The 19,606-nt window shown below is 61.2% G+C and carries 17 protein-coding genes; 14 read left to right on the forward strand and 3 right to left on the reverse strand.

Translation table 11 applies throughout. From position 1 onward, the window contains the following. The first annotated feature begins 8 nt into the window (after nucleotides 1–8). From LJD29_RS02195 to LJD29_RS02225, 7 genes are all read left to right on the forward strand, one after another. Nucleotides 9–947 (forward strand): acyl-CoA desaturase, encoded by a 939-nt coding sequence (locus LJD29_RS02195; RefSeq protein WP_446744121.1) that lies wholly within the window; start codon nucleotides 9–11, stop codon nucleotides 945–947. Between the two features lie 87 nt (nucleotides 948–1,034). Continuing rightward, nucleotides 1,035–1,973: a sensor histidine kinase gene (locus LJD29_RS02200; RefSeq protein ID WP_446744122.1), complete on the forward strand. Its 939-nt coding sequence runs from the start codon at nucleotides 1,035–1,037 to the stop codon at nucleotides 1,971–1,973. Further along, a complete protein-coding gene (locus tag LJD29_RS02205; RefSeq protein ID WP_446744123.1) occupies nucleotides 1,970–2,719 on the forward strand; it encodes a response regulator transcription factor in 750 nt (249 codons plus the stop codon). The genes LJD29_RS02200 and LJD29_RS02205 overlap by 4 nt, the downstream gene beginning before the upstream one ends. Nucleotides 2,720–2,754: 35 nt before the next feature. After that, nucleotides 2,755–2,955 (forward strand): heavy-metal-associated domain-containing protein, encoded by a 201-nt coding sequence (locus LJD29_RS02210; protein WP_446744124.1) that lies wholly within the window; start codon nucleotides 2,755–2,757, stop codon nucleotides 2,953–2,955. Next, nucleotides 2,952–5,147, forward strand: coding sequence for a heavy metal translocating P-type ATPase (locus LJD29_RS02215; RefSeq protein ID WP_446744125.1), 2,196 nt, complete (start codon nucleotides 2,952–2,954; stop codon nucleotides 5,145–5,147). Before LJD29_RS02210 ends, LJD29_RS02215 begins: the two co-directional genes overlap by 4 nt. 20 nt (nucleotides 5,148–5,167) lie before the next feature. Continuing rightward, the gene (lptG, locus tag LJD29_RS02220) at nucleotides 5,168–7,489 is read left to right on the forward strand and encodes an LPS export ABC transporter permease LptG (RefSeq protein WP_446744126.1); all 2,322 of its coding nucleotides are present in this window, start codon (nucleotides 5,168–5,170) and stop codon (nucleotides 7,487–7,489) included. Between the two features lie 39 nt (nucleotides 7,490–7,528). After that, a complete protein-coding gene (locus LJD29_RS02225; RefSeq protein ID WP_446744127.1) occupies nucleotides 7,529–9,295 on the forward strand; it encodes an ABC transporter ATP-binding protein in 1,767 nt (588 codons plus the stop codon). Nucleotides 9,296–9,502: 207 nt separating this feature from the next. Here LJD29_RS02225 and LJD29_RS02230 read toward each other — a convergent pair whose 3' ends face one another. From LJD29_RS02230 to LJD29_RS02240, 3 genes are all read right to left on the reverse strand, one after another. Continuing rightward, nucleotides 9,503–9,964: a flagellar export chaperone FliS gene (locus LJD29_RS02230; RefSeq protein ID WP_446744128.1), complete on the reverse strand. Its 462-nt coding sequence runs from the start codon at nucleotides 9,962–9,964 to the stop codon at nucleotides 9,503–9,505. Between the two features lie 11 nt (nucleotides 9,965–9,975). After that, the gene (gene fliD / locus LJD29_RS02235) at nucleotides 9,976–11,388 is read right to left on the reverse strand and encodes a flagellar filament capping protein FliD (protein ID WP_446744129.1); all 1,413 of its coding nucleotides are present in this window, start codon (nucleotides 11,386–11,388) and stop codon (nucleotides 9,976–9,978) included. Nucleotides 11,389–11,555: 167 nt separating this feature from the next. Further along, nucleotides 11,556–14,324 carry a beta strand repeat-containing protein gene (locus LJD29_RS02240; RefSeq protein WP_446744130.1) on the reverse strand — a complete coding sequence of 923 codons (2,769 nt, stop codon included), beginning with the start codon at nucleotides 14,322–14,324 and terminating at the stop codon, nucleotides 11,556–11,558. A 328-nt stretch (nucleotides 14,325–14,652) separates the two neighbouring features. On the opposite strand from LJD29_RS02240, the gene LJD29_RS02245 reads away from it, so the two are divergent. From LJD29_RS02245 to LJD29_RS02275, 7 genes are all read left to right on the forward strand, one after another. Next, a complete protein-coding gene (locus LJD29_RS02245) occupies nucleotides 14,653–14,862 on the forward strand; it encodes a flagellar FlbD family protein (RefSeq protein ID WP_446744131.1) in 210 nt (69 codons plus the stop codon). Between the two features lie 5 nt (nucleotides 14,863–14,867). After that, a complete protein-coding gene (locus LJD29_RS02250) occupies nucleotides 14,868–15,665 on the forward strand; it encodes a flagellar motor protein (protein ID WP_446744132.1) in 798 nt (265 codons plus the stop codon). Beyond that, nucleotides 15,662–16,444, forward strand: a complete 783-nt coding sequence (locus LJD29_RS02255) for a flagellar motor protein MotB (RefSeq protein ID WP_446744133.1) — start codon at nucleotides 15,662–15,664, stop codon at nucleotides 16,442–16,444. The genes LJD29_RS02250 and LJD29_RS02255 overlap by 4 nt, the downstream gene beginning before the upstream one ends. 34 nt (nucleotides 16,445–16,478) lie before the next feature. Next, nucleotides 16,479–16,844 carry a tetratricopeptide repeat protein gene (locus tag LJD29_RS02260; RefSeq protein ID WP_446744134.1) on the forward strand — a complete coding sequence of 122 codons (366 nt, stop codon included), beginning with the start codon at nucleotides 16,479–16,481 and terminating at the stop codon, nucleotides 16,842–16,844. Continuing rightward, a complete protein-coding gene (locus tag LJD29_RS02265; protein ID WP_446745863.1) occupies nucleotides 16,844–17,530 on the forward strand; it encodes an endonuclease III domain-containing protein in 687 nt (228 codons plus the stop codon). Before LJD29_RS02260 ends, LJD29_RS02265 begins: the two co-directional genes overlap by 1 nt. A gap of 131 nt (nucleotides 17,531–17,661) precedes the next feature. Further along, nucleotides 17,662–18,045, forward strand: coding sequence for an MGMT family protein (locus tag LJD29_RS02270; protein WP_446744135.1), 384 nt, complete (start codon nucleotides 17,662–17,664; stop codon nucleotides 18,043–18,045). An 83-nt stretch (nucleotides 18,046–18,128) separates the two neighbouring features. Next, complete coding sequence (locus tag LJD29_RS02275) at nucleotides 18,129–19,601, forward strand: AlkA N-terminal domain-containing protein (RefSeq protein WP_446744136.1); 1,473 nt, start codon at nucleotides 18,129–18,131, stop codon at nucleotides 19,599–19,601. Nucleotides 19,602–19,606: the final 5 nt, after the last annotated feature.

Genomic DNA, 19,606 nt, shown 5'->3' on the forward strand with positions numbered 1-19,606 from the left:
CCCCGCAGATGCCTACAGAGTTAATCGACGAATCCACACTTACCAGCGTTCCGGCCCCGAAGGCATCTCGCAAGATTCATCCCGAGACCAAGCTTCCCGCTCTTGGCCGCGCGGCACAGTCCGGCAAAATCAGCGTGCTTACCACCGTCGTCATGGTGATCTTCCACATCGGAGCGATTGCCGCCCTTTTCATGTTCAGCTGGAAGGCGCTCATCTGCTCGGTGATCCTCTGGGTCTATGCCTCGAACATCGGCATCGGCATGTGCTACCACCGCCTGCTTACCCATCGCGGCTATAAGGTTCCCAAGTGGCTGGAGTACTTCATGACCATTGGCGCGACCCTGTCGCTCGAGGGCGGACCGATCTTCTGGGTAGCCACACACCGCGTACATCACCAGCTCTCTGACCACGAAGGCGATCCGCACACTCCGACCGAGGGTGCATGGTGGGCGCACATGGGTTGGATCGTCCAGGGTGTTTCCATGCACGCCGAGACGGCAATTCTCTCGCGCTACGCTCCGGATCTCTCCCGCGACAAGTTTCACGTCTGGCTTAGCAAGTGGCACTGGGTTCCGATGGTCGTCGTCGGCTTCGGCCTGCTTGCCATCGGTGGATGGTCCTGCGTGATGTGGGGCATCTTCCTCCGCGTAACCCTCGGGCTGCATGCCACCTGGCTGGTGAACTCGGCCACGCACATGTGGGGATCGCGCCGCTTCGAGACCCGCGACCACTCCCGCAACAGCTGGTGGGTTGCGCTGCTTACCGGTGGCGAAGGCTGGCACAACAACCACCACGCTCACCCGGTTTCGGCGCGCCACGGCCTCAAGTGGTACGAGATCGATCCGAACTACTACGGCATCTGGCTCCTCAAGAACCTCGGCCTTGCCAAGGATGTAAAGCTCGCGCAATACGACCCGGCCAATCCGAAGCCCGCTGGCGTCGCCTAAGCTCCGCCGTTCCCCCAACTCAGCGGAAAGATGCCCGCCCCCGTTAAACTTTACGGGGCGGGCATTTTCATTGCGGCCATTGGAAGCATGAGAATCTCAGGTAGAAGACGCAACGTAGTGCTGTTCATCGTGCTCGGCTCGATCATGGTCGGGGTCGCGATCGCGCTCAACGTCACCTGGATCATCCTCAACTGGCGCAGCCTCGTACCGCTGCTCATCGGGATTCCCTTCTTCATCCTGCTCATCGCGGGCGTTACGCTGAACACCATCTTCCTGGTGCGCGAAGTTCGCCGCAACGAGCGCCACGATGCCTTCCTCAACGCCGTCACGCACGAGCTGAAGACCCCGATTGCCTCGATTCGCCTTTATCTCGAAACCCTGCAAAGACGCGAACTCTCCGAAGAAAAACGGCGCGAGTTCTACGACATCATGTTTCAGGACAGCGAGTGGCTGCTGGCCACCGTCGAACAGGTGCTTAAGGCCGGAGAACTCGGCCAGCGCACCCAGGACCAGATGCGCCAGCCCGTGGACATGCGCGTGCTCGTCCGTGAGGGCATTGAGCGTACTCGAGCCCGGCATCACCTGGAGCCGGATGCCATCACCCTCGTAGAAGAAGAGCCCGTGGCCCTGCCGCTGATCGTCGATGGAAATGTCGAGGAGCTCAAGAGCATCGTCCTGAACCTGCTCGGCAACTCGGTAAAGTACTCGCCGGATGGTGTGAACGTGCAGGTGCGCCTCGGCACCCGCAACGATGCGTGGATCGTGCTGGCTGTGACCGACAACGGCATAGGCATTCCTCCGGCTCAGCTCAAGCGCATCTTCAAGCGCTTCTACCGCGTGCCCGCGCGTAACGTGCTCACGACGAAAGGCACCGGACTCGGGCTCTTCATCGTCCGCACCATCGCCCGTCAGCATGGCGGAGATGCTTTCGCAGAAAGCCCCGGGGAAGGCCGCGGCGCCACCATCAGCGTGCAACTGCCTCGCATGCTGCACACTGTCGAAGTCCAGAAACTGGAGGCCCATTGAGTTCCGCTGCCCGCATCCTCATCGTCGAAGACGAATCGCACCTCGCCCAGGGACTGCTTTTCAACCTCCAGGCCGAAGGTTATGAAGCATCGATCGCGAGCGACGGCGAATCGGCGCTGGCCCGGCTCGCCGCGCAAAACTTCGACGCCGTGCTGCTGGACGTGATGCTGCCCGGTAAATCCGGCTTCGAGGTGACTGCGGCCCTGCGCGCCGCGCAAAACTTCGTTCCCGTGCTCATCCTCACCGCCCGCGGACGCCCGGAAGATGTGCTCGAAGGCTTTGCCTCGGGCGCAGACGACTACCTGGCCAAGCCCTTTGATTTGTCCATCCTGCTGGCCCGTCTCAACGGCCTGCTTCGCCGCATGAAGTGGCAGAAGCCGGCCGAGCCGCCTGCGCCGGAAGATGCTTCAGTCTTCGAATTCGACGGACGCCGCATCGACTTCGAGGCCCTGGAGCTGCAGGTCTCCGGCCGCGTCATCCGCCTTACCCTCATGGAAGTGGACCTGCTTCGTTACCTGGTGCGCAACCAGGGGCGCATCATCTCCCGTAAGGAGCTGCTAGACCAGGTGTGGCACGTCCACGAAGACACCGACACCCGAGCCATCGACAACTTCATCGTGCGCCTGCGCCGCTACATGGAAGACGAGCCCTCGGAACCGCGCTACCTCGAAACCGTGCGCGGTGTTGGCTATCGCTTCCAGGTTCCGCACCAGCAAACCGCGCCGGTGCGTCCTTTTGCTCAATAAAGCATCTGTTTATTAGGGAGCAATCGGCCAGAATCATGAGTGAAATCACCCTTTCCATAGACGGAATGCATTGCGGAGCCTGTGTGCGGCGCGTCACCCAGACGCTCGACCGCGTCCCCGGAACCACTGTTGAAGAAGTCCGCCTCGGCGCAGCCCGCGTCCAGGCCGAAGCATCCGAGCCGCTCGTCGCAGCACTGGCCAAGGCCGGATACGCTGCTCGCGCGGAGAATCAGTGAAAGAACTCGGCCCGCAGTACATCACTCTCGACGTCGAGGGGATGTCCTGCGCCGCGTGCCAGGTTCACGTAGAGCGGGCCCTGAAGGAAACCGCGGGCGTGACCAACGCCACCGTCAACCTGATGAGCCACAAGGCCCGCGTGCTCTACCAGCCAACAGTGGCCAGCCTCGAATCGCTCGTCGAAGCGGTGCGCGAGGCCGGATACGACGCCTCCCTGCCGACGCCTGAAGCGGCTGCCGCAACTCCGCAAGAGAATCCCGAACGCGACCTGCGCCTGCGTGCCTTTGCGGCCATCGCCGGCGGTGCACTGGTCATGCTGCTTTCCATGCACATGATTCCTGTCGGCAACCTGCCGGAGATTCAGCAGCGGCTGCTGATGCTCGCCATCACCCTTGCCGGCATGATCTGGGCCGGACGCGCCATCTACCAGCGCGCGTGGCAGGCTACCATTCACCGCGCCACCAACATGAATACGCTGGTGGCACTCGGTACCGGCGCAGCGTTCGTTTACTCGGTCGCGGCCACGTTCCTTCCCGGTTTCTTTACCCAGCATGGCCTCTCGCCGGACGTTTACTACGACTCCGTCCTGCTGATTCTAGGCTTTCTCCTGATGGGCAACTGGCTCGATGCCCGCGCCAAGCGCCGCACCCTCGATGCCCTGCACGAATTTGCGAAGCTCCAGCCGCAGACGGCACGAGTTCTGCGCGACGGGCTAGAGGCGGAAGTTCCCACGGCTACGCTGCTTCCCGGCGAAACCATTGTCGTGCGCCCCGGTGAGCGCATCCCGGTCGACGGCATCGTGCTTTCCGGCACCACCAGCGTCGATGAGTCCATGATCACTGGCGAATCTGTTCCGGTTCCCCGCTCGGTCAACGACCGCATCATTGGCGGGTCTTTGAATTACGAAGGCGCGATCGAGTATCAAGCGACCTCCATCGGTCAACAAAGCGTGCTCGGCCAGATGCTCCGCCTGATGGAAGAGGCGCAGGGCTCGAAGGCGCCGATCCAGCAGCTTGCCGACAGGGTGAGCGCCATCTTCGTCCCCGTCGTGCTGGCACTCGCCGCCATAACCTTCGCCATCTGGGCCATCGCCGCGCACAACCCCAGCCAGGCCTTCGCCGTTGCGGTCGCCGTGCTGGTCATCGCCTGTCCCTGTGCCATGGGCCTGGCTGTTCCGGCTGCGCTTACCGTCGCCATCGGCCGCGCCGCCCAGCTCGGCATCCTCTTCAAGGGCGGAGAGAGCGTCGAGCGGCTCGCCCGCGTCGACAGCATCGTCCTCGACAAGACCGGAACACTCACCGAAGGAAAGCCTGCCATCACCGGCCTGCACGCCGAGAGCGTCAGCGAAGCTGAACTGCTCACCCTGGCTGCCGCCGTCGAGCAGCGCTCCGAGCACCCGCTGGCCCATGCCGTTCTCCATGCCGCTCGCGATCTTGAAATTCCCGCCGCGGAAGAGATTCGCGCCATACCCGGTAAAGGCATCACTGGCCGCGTCGGCAATCAGCAGATCGCGGCCGGCAATGCTGCCCTGATACAGGATCTCGGCATCACTCCGCCAGCCACCGCGCAGTCAGCTGCAACCCTGCTGCACATCGCCATCGACAAACGCTACGCGGGCTGGCTCGCTGCTGAAGACCAGCTTCGCCCCGGAGCAGCTGCTGCCATCGCCCGCCTCAAAGCTCTGGGCCTCGAAGTCGCCATGCTCACCGGTGACACTCTCGCCGCCGCGCAATCCGCTGCGCAAGCTGCCGGAATCACAAACATACACGCCGGTCTCCTGCCTGAAGAAAAGCTCTCAGTCATCCGCAAAATGCAGGCCGAAGGCCGAAAGGTCGCCATGGCCGGAGACGGGATCAATGACGCCGCCGCGCTCGCCCAGGCCGACGCCGGACTGGCCATGGGCACCGGCACCGATCTGGCCCGCGAGGCCGGCGACGCCATCCTGCTGCGCGGCGAGCCCGAGCAGATGGTCACCGCGATCCTGCTCGCCCGGCACACGTTGCGCGTGATGCGTCAGAATCTGGGCTGGGCCGTTGGCTACAACCTGCTCGGCATTCCGCTGGCTGCCGGCGCGTTGTACCCGCTCACCGGCTGGCTGCTGAGCCCGGCGATTGCGGCAGCGGCCATGGCTCTCAGCTCCGTAAGCGTACTTGCCAACAGCCTGCGCCTCAAGCGCTACACCCCGCGATAAACTAGGAGCGGGAACGATACGTGCGCATTCTTACCCGGTACATACTCAAAGAAGTCCTCTCGCACGCCTTCCTTGGCGGCGCGCTGTTTACGTTTGTGCTCTTCATGCCGCAGCTCCCGCAGTTGCTGGAGATGATGGTCCGCAACAGCTCCTCCGCAGGTACTGTCGCAGAGATCTTCCTGCTGACCCTGCCCAACATGTTCACGGTCACGATTCCGATGGCCGTTCTGGTCGGAATCCTGCTCGGCCTGAGCCGCCTCGCCGCCGATAGCGAAATCACCGCCATGCGCGCTTCCGGCATCGGCGTCTGGAGATTCGTCGGCGTAGTCGCCATCGTCTCGGTCAGTGCCTGGGGTTTCAGCCTCTTCAATACGCTCTATATTTCCCCGGCAGCCTACGCAAAGGCGCTCAATCTACAGTCGGCACTGGTCAACGGACAGGCCTCCTACGAGGTACAGCCGCGCGTCTTCTACGAAGACTTCAAGAACTACGTTCTCTATGTGCAGAACGTCGTCTCGCGCTCGGGCGCAGCCAGCTGGCAGCACATCTTCCTGGCCGATCTCTCTGACCCGAATGCGCCCAAGATCACCACCGGCTCCACAGCCACGGTTGTCAGCGAGAAAGACCAGACCGCCATCATGCGCATGCACGATGGCGCGGAGCATGAATACGGCGCAAGCGATCCGGACCACTACACAGTCTCAACCTTCGCCACTACGGATTTGCCGCTGGCGCTCTCCTCGCCCGAAGACGTGCACATCGGCCACAGCGATGCCCCGATTCTGGCAACAGCAACCCATGATCTGGTAGCGAAAACGAAGACGAAAGACGGCCAGCTCTACCTGATCGAGCTGCACAAGCGCTTCGCCTATCCTGCTGCCTGCCTCGTGCTGATGCTGGTGGGCGTGCCGCTTGGCATTACCTCTAAACGAGGGGGCAAGAGCGCGGGCTTCGTCATCTCGATTCTTCTCGTCTTTACGTACTACCTCCTGTCATCTACCGGCACCGCCCTCGCACGCCAGCACAAGCTGCCCGCAGGTTTGGGTGTCTGGATGGCCAACATACTTTTTTCCGGATGCGGCTTCGTCCTGCTACGGCAGATGTCACAGGGTGGCGCGGCGCTGGCGGCTATCACTTCCATCGGCAACCTCTTCAAGACAGCCAAAAAACAGGAAGAACCCTCCGGCCAGCACCACGAAGAACGCCACCCCCGCGCTCGTCACACGCGTGGACGTTTTCCGCTCATCCTCGACGAGTACGTTCTCAAGGAATTTCTCTCCACCTTCACGATGGTGCTCGTCACCTTCGTGATGCTGATGCTTTTCTTCACCTTCTTTGAGCTGCTGGGCGACATCATCCGCAACCGCACGCCTTTAGTGACGGTCGGCGCCTATCTCGCGAACCTGGCCCCCAGCATGATCTACACCATCACGCCGCTCAGCGTGCTCATCGCCGTGCTGGTCGTCTTCGGCGTGCTCAACCGCTCGAGCGAGCTGACCGCGATGAAGGCCAGCGGTATCAGCCTCTACCGCATCGTGCTGCCGGTCATGTTCATCGCCATGATCCTGTCCGCTTCGCTGTTTACCTTCGATGAGCTTTACCTGCCCCAGGCCAATCGCCGGCAGGAAGCACTGCGCAACGTCATCAAGGGACGCCCGGCGCAGACCGTTCAACATCCCGGCCAGCGCTGGATCTTCGGCCTCGATGCCCCCGGCAAGCCGCCGCATATCTTCTACTACCAGTACTTCGACGCCGACCGCGACACCTTCGGCAACATCACCATCTACGAGTTCAACCCGGACAATTTTTCGATCTCCAAGCGCATCTTCGCCTCGAGCGTTCACTGGGAACCGGAGTTGAACAAGTGGGTCTTCGAGCACGGCTGGCAGCGCTCCTTTGACGGTGCTGAGATCAGCGATTACAAACCCTTCGACGTCTCCACCTTCCCGGAGATCCAGGAGCAGCCGCAGTACTTCAAGAAGGATGAACGTCTCTACTCGGAGATGAGCTTCCACGAGCTCTCGCACTACATCCACGACCTGCGCCAGAGCGGATTCGATACCATGCGCCTGCGTGTGCAGCTGAACCGCAAGCTCGCCTATCCGCTGATCACTCTGGTGATGGCGATCCTCGCGGTGCCCTTTGCCCTTACCGCCGGCAAGCGGGGATCGCTCGCCGGCGTCTCCATCGCCATCGGCGTAGCCATCGCTTACTTCGTGATTTCAGGCATGTTCGAGGCCATGGGCAACGTCAATATGTTGCCTGCATTCCTGGCCGCATGGTCACCCGATGTCATCTTCGCGCTGGCCGGCGGCTACCTGCTTCTCCGTTCGTCAACATAGACCGGGCACTCAGCCCGAAAGGTTAAACTGAAAGGGACGATGTTCGAGAAACTGAAACCGCTCTTCCCTTACATGCGCCGCTACACGCGCACCTACGTCTGGGGAGGAATCGCAGCGATCCTCAGCTCCGCCGTGTGGGTCTTCTTTCCGCACGTCATCGGACTCGCGGTCGACGATCTCAACCACGGCGTCACCAACCGAAAGATCTTCCTCTACGCAGGACTGCTGATCGGCATTTCCCTCGCCAAGGGTGTCTTTCTCTTCCTCACCCGCTGGATCCTCATCGGCATCTCGCGCGATATCGAGTTCGATATGCGCAACGATCTCTTCCTGCAGCTCGAAAAACAGCCCGCGGAGTACTACCAGCAGCGCCGCACCGGCGACATCATGGCGCGCATGACGAATGACCTCAATGCCGTGCGCATGCTGCTCGGTCCGGGCATCATGTATAGCCTCAACACGCTGCTCTTCTCGGTCTTCGCACTCTACTTCCTGTTGCGCATCAGTCCGCTGCTCACGCTGGCCGCGCTGGTGCCGCTGCCGCTCGCCAGCATCTTCGTCCAGGTGCTAGGCCGCAAGATTCACGAGCGCTTCGAACGCATCCAGGCCATGTTTTCTGACATTTCAGCCTTCGCGCAGGAGAACTTCTCCGCCGCCCGCCTCATCCGCGCCTTTGCGCAGGAGCAGGCCCAGGTCAACGCCTTCGAGACGGCCAACAAGGAATACATCCGCCGCGGCCTGCTGCTCGTGCAGCTGATGGGCATGCTCTGGCCGACGCTTGAGTTTATCCTCGGCTTGGCCATGGTGATCGTCCTGCTGCTCGGCGGACGCCTCGTCATCGCGCACAAAATCACCGTCGGAAATTTCACCGCCTTCAGCACCTACCTGGTCATGCTTACCTGGCCGATCATCGCGCTGGGCTGGGTCGTCAACCTCTTCGAGCGTGGAACTGCTTCGGTCGTGCGCATCCACGAACTGCTGGCCGAAGAGCCGACCATTGATGACCGCGATGCTGCAGCGTCGCTCATCGGAGACGACATCAGGGGCGAGATCGAGTTCCGCCACCTTACCTTCCACTACGATCATCCCGATGGAACGCCCGCGCCGGCCGTACTACGCGATATCTCGCTGACCATTCCAGCCGGATCGAGCCTGGCGCTGGTAGGGCCGACCGGCGCCGGCAAGACAACGCTCGTGAACCTTATCCCACGCGTCTATGACGCACCCGCGGGCTCAGTGCTGATCGACGGCCGCCCGGTGCGCGAGTATCCGCTGGACACCCTGCGCGAGAGCATCGGCTTCGTCCCGCAGGAGACCTTTCTCTTCAGCGAAAGCATCCGCGAAAACATTCTCTTCGGCGCACCCGACGCGAGCCACGAGCAGATGCTCGGAGCGGCGCAGTCGGCTTACATCCGCAACGAATTCGAGGCCTTCCCTCACGGCTTTGAAACCGTCGTGGGAGAGCGCGGCCTGACGCTATCAGGCGGTCAGAAGCAGCGCACCGCACTGGCCCGCGCCCTGGTGCGCGAACCGAAGATCCTCATCCTCGACGATTCCCTCGCCAGCGTAGACACCTACACCGAAGAGCGAATCCTCGAAGAGCTGCGCAACCGCATGCAGGGCCGCACGACCATCCTCATCTCCCATCGCGTCTCGACCGTGCGCAACGCCGATCGCATCGCCGTGCTGGTCGATGGAAAGATCGCCGAGCTGGGAACGCACGATGAGCTTCTGGAAAAGGCCGGTTATTACGCCAGCCTCCATGAGAAACAGCAGCTCGAGGAAGAACTGGCCGGAGCAAGGTAAGCAGGGCTCAGAGCACAGGTCTCAGTAATTACAACCACAAGAAGCATTGTCATTCCGAGAAGCAAAGCGACGAGGAACCTGCTTTTCTTCCCGAATCACGACCGCGGGTGCCCCATCCCTGACAGCTTTATCGTCATGGGTGGGCGTCCCCCTCAAGCCGTCCGGATCGGGTGCCCCACGTCTCGACTCGGAGACGTGGGATTTTCGTTAGGCCGTCCAGCTCGAGGACACCGGTTCCTGCATAACCGGGACCGTCATCGAGGGACGCAGCGACATCGACTGCTTTGCCTGCTCCTCGACCAGGAGCCGAAGCACCGCGGGGTCCTTCGAAGCGATGCTCCATGCCTCCCGCACATCGCGGATGCAGGCGATCGCCTCCTTCAGACGCGCCGCGGAGGAGAGACGCGAGCCTTCAATGCATAGCGCGAAAATAGCCGCGTAGAACTCCGAAAGCGCCTTGGCTGACGAACCTCCGATGTCCATCCTCAGCCGCGACTGGAGATGCATCAGAATATCCAGGGTGCGCTTCAGAGCAACCCTGCGCTCGTGAACATCGTTGGCCTCGATCGCATCGATGGCACGGTAGAGAAAACGAACCATGCCATCGTAAAGGGCGACGATCAGCTCTACCGGGTTCATTCCGGCGATTGCCTGCTGCTGGTAATTCATGGACCCTCGGTTTATCCCTGTGAGTTTTCGTTGTAGCCGGTGATGGCACTGTAAAGCTCGTCGACGGATTGGAGCTCCTGAGGGATCGCTTCCAAGGTCTGATTCGCTTCATTCAGCTCCGTTGTCAACTGCGCCTGCTCCGTGCTGATCTGGGTGTTTTCGTTACTGATATTGGTATTGAGCTGCGACTCCACGCTGGAGTTCTGCTGGAGAGCCAGATAAATTTCTCCGCTGGGAGCAGTGTCGCCAAGGTCGTTCAACGCCGCGGTCAGGTTGTCTCCAAAGGATGTAAAACCACTGCCCGGCTGAAAGAGATTCACCACATCCTGGTAGTTATCATTGAGCGCGCTGCTCAGCGTATCCGTATCAAGGCTGAGCGTGCCGTCGATGGTCGCTGAAATCCCGAGCTGGCTGAGCGAAGTGAAGGTGCCGCTGGACTGGATGAAGCTGAGAGCCCCCTCAAGCTGCTCCTGGATAGATGCCAGTGTCGGGTTGCCATCGAGAGGCTCAGGATTTCCCGAAGCATCGTTTCCTTCCTGCGCATTCACATCGCTCACGACCACGTTGTATGCGCTCACGAAAGCTTCTATCGCAGATCCCACATCGGTATCGTCGTTGGTGATCTCGATCTGCACCGGTGTCGCGGTGACTGCCCCCGACTCATCGGTACTGGTCGGCGAGGTACTGAGCAGTTGCAGGGTCACGCCACTGATCGCGTTCGTGACAGTGTTCGATCCACTGGTGATGGCGAGTCCATCGACGGTAAGCTGAGCATCCTTTCCCGTCTGCGATTCCGTGAAGTTGATCTGGCTGCCGCTGGTGGTATCGGTGATGCTGCTGCCGGCCAGAGAGATCTCACCAGCCGACCCGCTCGTGCTGCTGACCAGCGTCAGGACGGAACCGGAAGAGGTATTCACCACGCTGGCCGTCACTCCGTAGTCCCCGCTGTTGATCGCGTTCGCTACACCGGAAAGCGTCTGGCCATTCGCTCCAAGCTGGATGGTCTGCGCAGTGCCTCCATCGATGCTGATCGACAGGCTTCCCGTCAACAAGTCACCGCTGGCCATCGCATCGCTGTGGTAGGAAGAGGTCGAGGCAAGGCTTTGGACCGTGACCGTGTGACTTCCAGTCGCCGCGCCCGTGGTGGCGCCGGTAATTTCGACAACAGAATTGTCCGAACTCGAGCCTTCTTTAGCCGTAAAGATCCCGTCCGCGTCGGTCAGGTTCTGGAGAGCGGTCGTTAGCGTACTGAGATCGCTGCCGATCGAAGTGAGCGCCGTATCCTGCGATTGCAGCGAGGTCAGCTGGTTCTGCCAGGGAGTTTCAATCGCCTGCAGGTTCGCCACAATCTGGCTGACGGTGCTGCTCACATCAAAGCCCTGGCCGCTCGTCGGTGATCCGAATGAAATGCCTACCGTACCCATGTTTTCCTTATCGACCCTTTCGTGATGCGACTTGAGACGATGTCATCCCTGCAAGCAGGAATCCGTAAAAGGAATGCGCGGATAAGAACGCCCTAAGGAACAACATCGCAAAGAAAACGGCGGGAGGCCGAAGCCTCCCGCCACAGGATTACGCTGATGCAACAGAGCTACTGCAGCAGCTTGGTGACCAGCTGCTCGGTGCTGTTGGCCTGCGCCAGGGCGCTGATGCCGGTCTGCTCGAGGATCTCGTACTTCGAAAGGTTCGAGGTCGCCGAGGCATAGTCCGTGGACATTACATCGTTTTCCGCGGAGGTGGTGTTGGTCGACTGCGTGGTCTGCACGTTTTCGACGGCGGTGAGGGTGTTGATTTCCGCACCCTCTGCGCCGCGGCTGGAGGCGACCTGCGAGATCGCGTTCGTGATGGCGTCGAGCGCGATCTTTGCCTGGGCCGTGCTGTCGAGCGAGGTTCCGGCGTAGGTTGCATTGGCAACCGTGCTCGGATCCTTGCTGCCCAGCTGGATGGTTCCCGCGCCGGTATCGCTGGCGGCGAAAGCACCCGAAGCCGTAGCCTTCGCTCCGAAGTCGTAGGTTCCCGAGCCGCTGGTCTGACCTACGACCGCGGGAGCAGTAGCACCGCCGCCGACCAGGGCGACGGGCGCAGTCACCGTGTCGGAAACAGGGCTGACATTAACACCCTTCGCTCCCACACTCGGATCGGCCGTGCCCGCGTCGAATGTCGCACCGCCGGTGGTGGCGGTGAAAACATAGTCGTTGGCAGCAACTGCATTGCCGAGGGTATCGGTTCCCGGTGCCGTAGCCTTCGCCACCGCACCTGCAGCTGCCGTAGCAGTTGCGCCGGTTCCGGTGACAGCAACCGCCTTGGTGTCGGAGAGAGCACCCGCGGTGGTCGTCGTATCGCCCATCTTGGTCAGATCCAGGGTGATAGCGGTGCCAGCGGCGTTCGTCGTGGAGAGAACATTGTCTCCCGCAGCGATGGCAATGCCGTTGGAATCCGTCCCTGTCCCTGTCGCCGCCGCCACAGTACCCGATGTGTAAACCTGAGCACCAGCAGGAGCCGGATCGGTCGTACCCATGTTGTAGGTTTCCGTGCCGCTGGTGAACACGTAATCGCTGGTCGTGATGCTGTTGCCGAAGCTATCCGTTCCGGCCGCCGTTGCCAGGGCAACGCTGCCAGAAGCTGCCTGGTTGCCGGTTACCGCAACTGCGTTGGTGTCGGAGAGAGCACCGGCAGCCGTGGTCGTATCGCCCATCGCGGTCAGATCGAGAGTGATGGCCTTGCCATTGGCATCGGTCGCCGCGAGCAGGTTGTCGCCCGCTGCGATGGTGTTGCCGTTGGCATCCTTCGTGCCCACCTGGTCGTCCGCCGCTGCGGCGACCGTTCCCTGGGTGTAGATCGAGCTGCCGCCGGGCGCCGTTGTGCCCAGGTTATAGCTTCCGCCGCCAGCTGCTGCGGTGAAGACATAATCACTGGTCGTTACGGCGTTGCCGTAGCTGTCGGTACCAGCGGCAGCTGCCTGTGCCACCGAACCAGCAGCTGCTGCATTGCCGGTGACGGCAACTGCGCTGTTGGCCGAGAGTGAACCCACGGCCGTCGTCGTATCGCCCATCGCCGTCAGGTCGAGAGTGACGGCATTGCCGTTGGAGTCGACCGTCGAAAGAACGTTATCGCCGGTGGCGATAGCGTTGCCGTTGCTGTCGGTTCCGGTTGCCGTCGCAGCGGCTACTTTACCCGTGGTGTAAACCGCGGTGCTGGACGTGGTGAAGACGTTGTCGCCAGACACAACCGTCGTGCCGTACTGGTCGACGCTGCCGGTTGCCGGCGTGCCCGTCGTTTGCGCGATGGAGCCCGCAACCGCCTTGTTGCCGGTGATCGCGACCGCATTCGTGTTCGAGAGCGAACCGGTGGTCGTGGTGTCGCCCATCGCCGTCAGGTCAAGCATGATGGCGTTGCCGTTGGAGTCGGTCGTGGCAAGAACATTATCGCCGGTCGCAATCGTGTTGCCGGAGGCGTCCTTCGTGCCTACCTGCGCATCGCTCGCCGCCGCGACTGTTCCCTTGGTATAAACCGTCGTGCCGTTGCTGGTGGCGGCGAAGACGTAGTTGCCCGCACCCACGGTGGCGCCATACTGGTCGGTGCCGGTCGCGGAGTTCGCGGTCGTCTGGAGGATCTGACCCGCAACCGCCTTGTTTCCGCTGATCGAAACCGCGTTTGAGTTCGAGAGCGCTCCCAGGCCTGTGGTCGTATCGCCCATTGCCGTCAGGTCGATGCTCACGGCATTGCCGCTTGAATCGGTCGAGGTGAGAACGTTGTCATTGGCAGCGATCGCGTTGCCGTAGCTGTCAGTCTTGCCTACCTGGCCGGCCGTGGCAGCCGCCACCGTACCCGAGGTATAAACCGCGGAGCCGAGGTTCAGCGAGTCGGAGCTTGTGCTGCCCAGCGCCGTGGTGGCGTAGGACTGGTTGACCGTGCCGTCGGAGGTATAGACGTTCGCGGCGTCGCTGAATACATTGATGCCGTTGTATTCGGTGTTGCCGTTGATGGTCGAGATTTCGGTCATGATGCTCGAATACTCGGACTGCGTCGCCGCTTCCTGCGAAGCGTTCAGCGTGCCGTTCGAGGCTTCAGTGGCCAGGGTCACGGCGCGGTTGAGCAGGCTGGTGACCTGCGACAGGGCGCCATCGGCGACCGACAGGAAGTCGACACCTTCAGAAGCATTCGAGGCAGACTGCGAAAGCGCCGTCGAGGAGGCTTCGAGGCCATTCGCCAGCGACAGGCCAGCGGCATCGTCTGCGCCGGAGTTGATGCGCGAACCCGACGAAAGCTGCGTCAGCGTATTCTGCAGGCTCTCCTGTGTCTGGTTCAGGTTGTTTTCCGCGTACAGGGCGGAGATGTTATTCAGGACACCCAAAGACATGTGATTTGCTCCTTCGTGTTGCGGCGTTACGCGATCCGCGGTCGGTCGATGGGTTCCTGCTTGGGCGCTGTACCGGACCGGAGCGCGATGCCACCGGCCGGGTCGCCTGGGGAAGGAACCGTCGGACAATGCATTCATCGGCGCTGCCGGAAGGGGCTTTATCGGGGCGAAGGGGTTTGGCATGTGGCGTGCGTGGGTGCGGAATCCCCTTGCAGGATCGCCGCGCCATGCCGGCACATTCCCATAATGGTCCGGCATGGAAAAACGACGTCCGCGCCGCGATCATCTTTTTTACGCCCCTGCCGATACACCGCTATAGGAAAAACTCATGATCCAGCTCACACGGTTTAACGGCAGTGTCCTGGCGGTCAACGATGACCTGATCCAGTATGTGGAATCCAACCCGGATACCACGCTTACGCTTCTGGGCGGAGAAAAGCTCGTGGTGCGCGAAAGCCTCGGCGAAGTCATGGACGGCATTGCCGAGGTGCATGCGCGGGAGCTGGCCGCGGCGCTGCAGAAAAGCTTCGAGGAGTAACCCGGATGAATCTCGATATCAGCAGCCTGATCGGAATTTTGATTGCCGCAGCCGGCGTCATCGCCGGGCTTCTGCTCGAGGGCGGCCATTTTGGCCAGGTTCTGCAACCGACCGCTGCCCTGATCGTCTTTGGAGGCACGGCGGGGGCGGTGATGCTTCAATTCCCCCTGAGCACCGTTCTTGCGGCCGTACGCTCGCTCTCCCGCCTCTTCGTTCCGGAGCCGCTCGACGGGGAAATGGTTGTGAAGCAGATCCTGGCCTATGCGAACAAGGCGCGCCGCAGCGGAATCGTCTCGCTCGACCCCGACCTCGGCTCGATCCGCGATCCGTTTTTCCGGCAGACTCTCATGCTGGCCGTTGACGGCACCGAGCCGTCGGAACTGCGCCGGATCATGGAGTTCGCTATCGACAACCAGGCCGAGCTGGACGAAAAAATCCCCGAGGTCTTTGAGTCCGCCGGTGGATTCTCTCCAACCATCGGCATCATCGGCGCCATCCTCGGATTGATCCAGGTAATGCAGCACCTCGACCATATCGACGAGGTAGGGCGCGGCATTGCTGTGGCCTTCGTCGCTACCATCTATGGCGTTGCCGCCGCCAACCTCCTCTTTCTGCCTGCGGCAGGCAAGCTGCGGCTCAGGCTGCGCGATGAGCAGCAGATGAAGGAGATGAAGCTTGAAGGAGTCATCTCCATTCTCGAAGGCATGCACCCACGCATGGTTGAAATCAAGCTGCGCAGTTTTCTCAATGCGAAACAGGATCTTGCGAAGAGCCCGATCGACATTACGGAAGGGGTTGCATGAGACGCCGGCCTCCCAAAAGGCGCCATAACCATGAGCGCTGGCTCGTCTCCTACGCCGACTTCATCACGCTGATGTTTGCTTTCTTTGTCGTGCTCTATGCCAGCTCGCAGGCGGACAAGCACAAGCAGGCCCAGTTTGCGCAGGCTATCGATCAGGCATTCAAGTCGCTCAGCGTCTTCGAGACAACAGGCTCGAATTCGCAGGCGAGAATAACGAAGTCGCCAGACGAGACCGCCCCCGTCAACATCGTGCTCGGCGACGAGCTTTCCCAGCCTCCGCCCGAGGCCGTTCGCCACGACTTCAACCGCATGCAGACGCAGCTGAACAACCGGCTCTCGAACCAGATCGCGCAGCATGTCGTTGCCCTGCGCATCGGGCGCGACGGCCTGGTCATCTCTCTGCGCGAAGCGGGCTTTTTCGATAGCGGCTCGGCCGCTCCCCATCCCGGCGCCATGAGCAGTATCGACGCCATTGTCGACGTGCTGCGTCCTACCCCGTACGACCTCCGCATCGAGGGTCATACAGACAATGTGCCCATCCACACCGAGCAGTATTCCTCGAACTGGGAGCTCTCCGCAGCACGCGCCACAGTGATGGCACGCCTCTTCATCGAGCGGGAACGCTTCGCTCCGCAGCGTCTCTCCGCGGCCGGCTACGGCGAGTTCCACCCCGTCGCCGCCAACACCTCCGCAGAGGGCCGCGGCCAGAACCGGCGTGTCGACATCATTGTGCTGCCACACACTTCAGCCACAAGCCCGGAGATGTCTATACCCAGGTAGAGCAGCGGCTGCAACCCGTCTATCATGAAAGCAGATGGACACACAGCACACGGGCGAAGCAGAAACCCTCTATCACCAGGCCGTGGACCGCATGGCGGATGGAGATATCGAAGGGGCTATTGAAGGCTTTCGCCACAGCCTGGCCTCCGATCCCGCCTTTGCTGACGCCTCCCACGGACTCATTCACGCCCTCAAGCACGCGAAGCGTTACGACGAAGCCGTCGAAGTCGCCCAGTCACTCATCGCCGCAGACCCGGACGACGTGCTCGCGCACACCAGCCTCTCCATCCTTTATCAGCACCAGGGACGCATCCCCGAGGCGGAAGCCGAATCCACAAAGGCCAAGGTGCTCGGCTGGAAACTCGAGCTGCGTGCCGCCCGTGACAGCGAGAGTAAGTGATGACGCCGGCGGCGCGGCTGCGACGGCTCTATCATCGCCTGCTTGCCGCCTACGGTCCGCAACAGTGGTGGCCTGCACAAACACCTTTCGAAGTCGTTATAGGCGCCTACCTCACGCAGAACACTTCGTGGCTCGGAGTAGAGCGCTCCATTCAAAACCTCGTTAAGAATAATCTTCTGACCGCCGAGGCCATCCGTGCTGTTCCCATCGAAACCCTGCGCGAACACATCCGGCCTTCCGGCTACATGATCCGCAAGGCTGCGGCTCTCAAAGCTTTTGTCGCATTCCTCGATGAGCACTACTCCGGCTCTATTGAAAAACTCGCGGCGGATTCTCCGGAGGTAGCACGCGAACGGCTGCTGGCGTTGCCCGGAGTTGGCCCCGAAACCGCCGATGCCATTCTGCTGTACGCACTGCATCAGCCCGCCTTTGTCGTCGATGAATACCTGCGCCGCATCGTCACCCGTCATGGCCTCGTCCACGACAAAGCGAAGTATTCTGAGATTCAGCGGTTAGCGGTCTCATCCTTTCGCCGTGACAAGGCTGCCGAGCGCCCTGGGCACTACAACGAGTTCCATGCGCTGATCGTGAACGCCGGCAAGCTCCACTGCGGCCCCAAACCGCGTTGCGAAAGCTGCCCGCTCGCCTTCGATCTCGAAAGGCCCGTAAACATCACTCGCGCGTAACCCGCTTCCTTGCGGAACAAAAGCAGCTACCGCACCGCCTCATCTTTTTCGTTAGAATTCGATGCCTGATATCTGCGGAAACTTCCCCTGGCGAAAGGTATCAAACAGTCATGAAGAGAACTGCCCATTCAATGGCTGACACCCATTCCGACCGGAGAAGAAAGCTTGACCGCCAGATTCTCGCCGATGGAATCAAGCCCAACGACGCGCGGGACGAAGCCTTTCGGCGCGCGATTCTCTCGATCCCCGCAGGCAAAGTAAGCACCTATGGTCATGTTGCAGCGGCTGCAGGTTATCCGCTCTACCACCGAGCCGTAGCTCGCCTGTTGCGGCACGAGCCCGTTGACAATATTCCCTGGCACCGCGTCGTGGGTGCCGGTGGAGAGATCAAGCTAAAGCAGGAAGCCGAGCGGGAGCAGCGCCGGAGACTCCGCATGGAAGGCGTAACCTTTTCAGGCAAGCGCATCGACATGGAAAAACACGAGCATCATTTTCATCTGCGGGATTGGCTGTAGATCTGCGCTCGTGAAATCCGGCTTTAAATGGACACGTCCGAAAACCGCGAGTTTTTGGCCCCGCGCCGTGGCAGACTATTTCCATGGCCATGCCCTCCAACGCGATTGCTTACAAGGCTCTCGAGAGTCATGACGCTCGCTTTGACGGCCTGATCTACGTCGCTGTCAAATCCACCGGAATTTACTGCCGTCCGGTCTGCCCGGCGCGCACACCGAAGTTCGAAAACTGCACCTTCTACAGCTCGGCCGCCGCCGCGCAGGACGCCGGCTATCGTCCCTGCCTGCGCTGCAGACCGGAGACAGCTCCTCAACTTGCAGCATGGAAAGGGACTTCGAATACTGTTTCGCGGGCAATGGCCATGATCGCCGAGGGAGCCCTCGATGGCGACGACCAGACCGTTGACAGGCTGGCCATACGGGTCGGTGTAGGCGAGAGGCAGCTAAGGAGACTGTTCCTTGAACACCTCGGCACTTCTCCCCTGTCCGTTGCGCAGACGCGGCGAGTGCTCTTCGCCAAGCAGTTGATTCACGATACGAAGCTGCCCATGACCGAAGTTGCGCTCGCCTCCGGATTTAACAGCCTGCGTCGCTTCAACGAGGTCTTTCAGAAGCTCTATCATCGTCCTCCCACCACGCTGCGACGCCAGGCTGGCCGCGATCTCGCCGCGTCCGAAGGCGAAGTGACGCTGCAGATACGCTATCGTCCTCCCTATGACTGGGAATCGATGCTGGCCTTCTTCGCTGCACGTGCCATACCGGGTGTGGAGCTGGTCGAGCGTGATGCATACCATCGCACCGTCGAACTCGATGGACAGGTCGGCACGATCCGCATCCGGCACCTGCCGCGTAAGAACAGCCTCGGCGTCTCCATTCGCTTTCCGGCTGTACAGGCGTTGCCTGCGATCGTGAACCGGGTACGCAACATGTTCGATGTGGATGCGAACATCGATGTAATCAACGAACATCTTTCGCGCGATCGCGCCATGTCCAGGCTCGTCGCTCGCCGGGCCGGCCTGCGCGTGCCGGGAAGCTGGGACCGCTTTGAACTCGCGGTGAGAGCCGTACTGGGCCAGCAGATCAGCGTCGCCGCAGCGCGCATCCTCGCAGGCAAACTTGCGCTTGCATACGGCACAGAGATGAAGGCAACCAACAAAATGCACGAAGCGCTGACACATGTCTTTCCCTCGGCGCGCGCCATCGCAACTGCGCCAGCGTTTTCGATGAATATGCCTGCATCGCGTGTGAAGACGTTGCAGGCTATCGCCTCGGCAGTAAATGCAGATGCTTCACTGCTCACTTCGAGCGGCGATTTGAACGAGGCAGTCAGTCGCCTGCGCGCCACTTACGGAATAGGCGAATGGACAGCACAATACATCGCATTGCGAGCTATGCGCGAAACCGATGCCTTCCCTGCTGCCGACATCGGCATCCTTCGCGGCGCGCGCAAGGCCTTCAACGAACCGCTAACGTCGAAGCAACTTTTGCAGCGGTCTGATCAATGGAGTCCCTGGCGAGCCTACGCTGCACAACATCTATGGGCAGCCGATCTCGATTGAAATAA

It is taken from the genome of Silvibacterium acidisoli (genome assembly GCA_022870745.1).
GTDB lineage: Bacteria > Acidobacteriota > Terriglobia > Terriglobales > Acidobacteriaceae > Silvibacterium.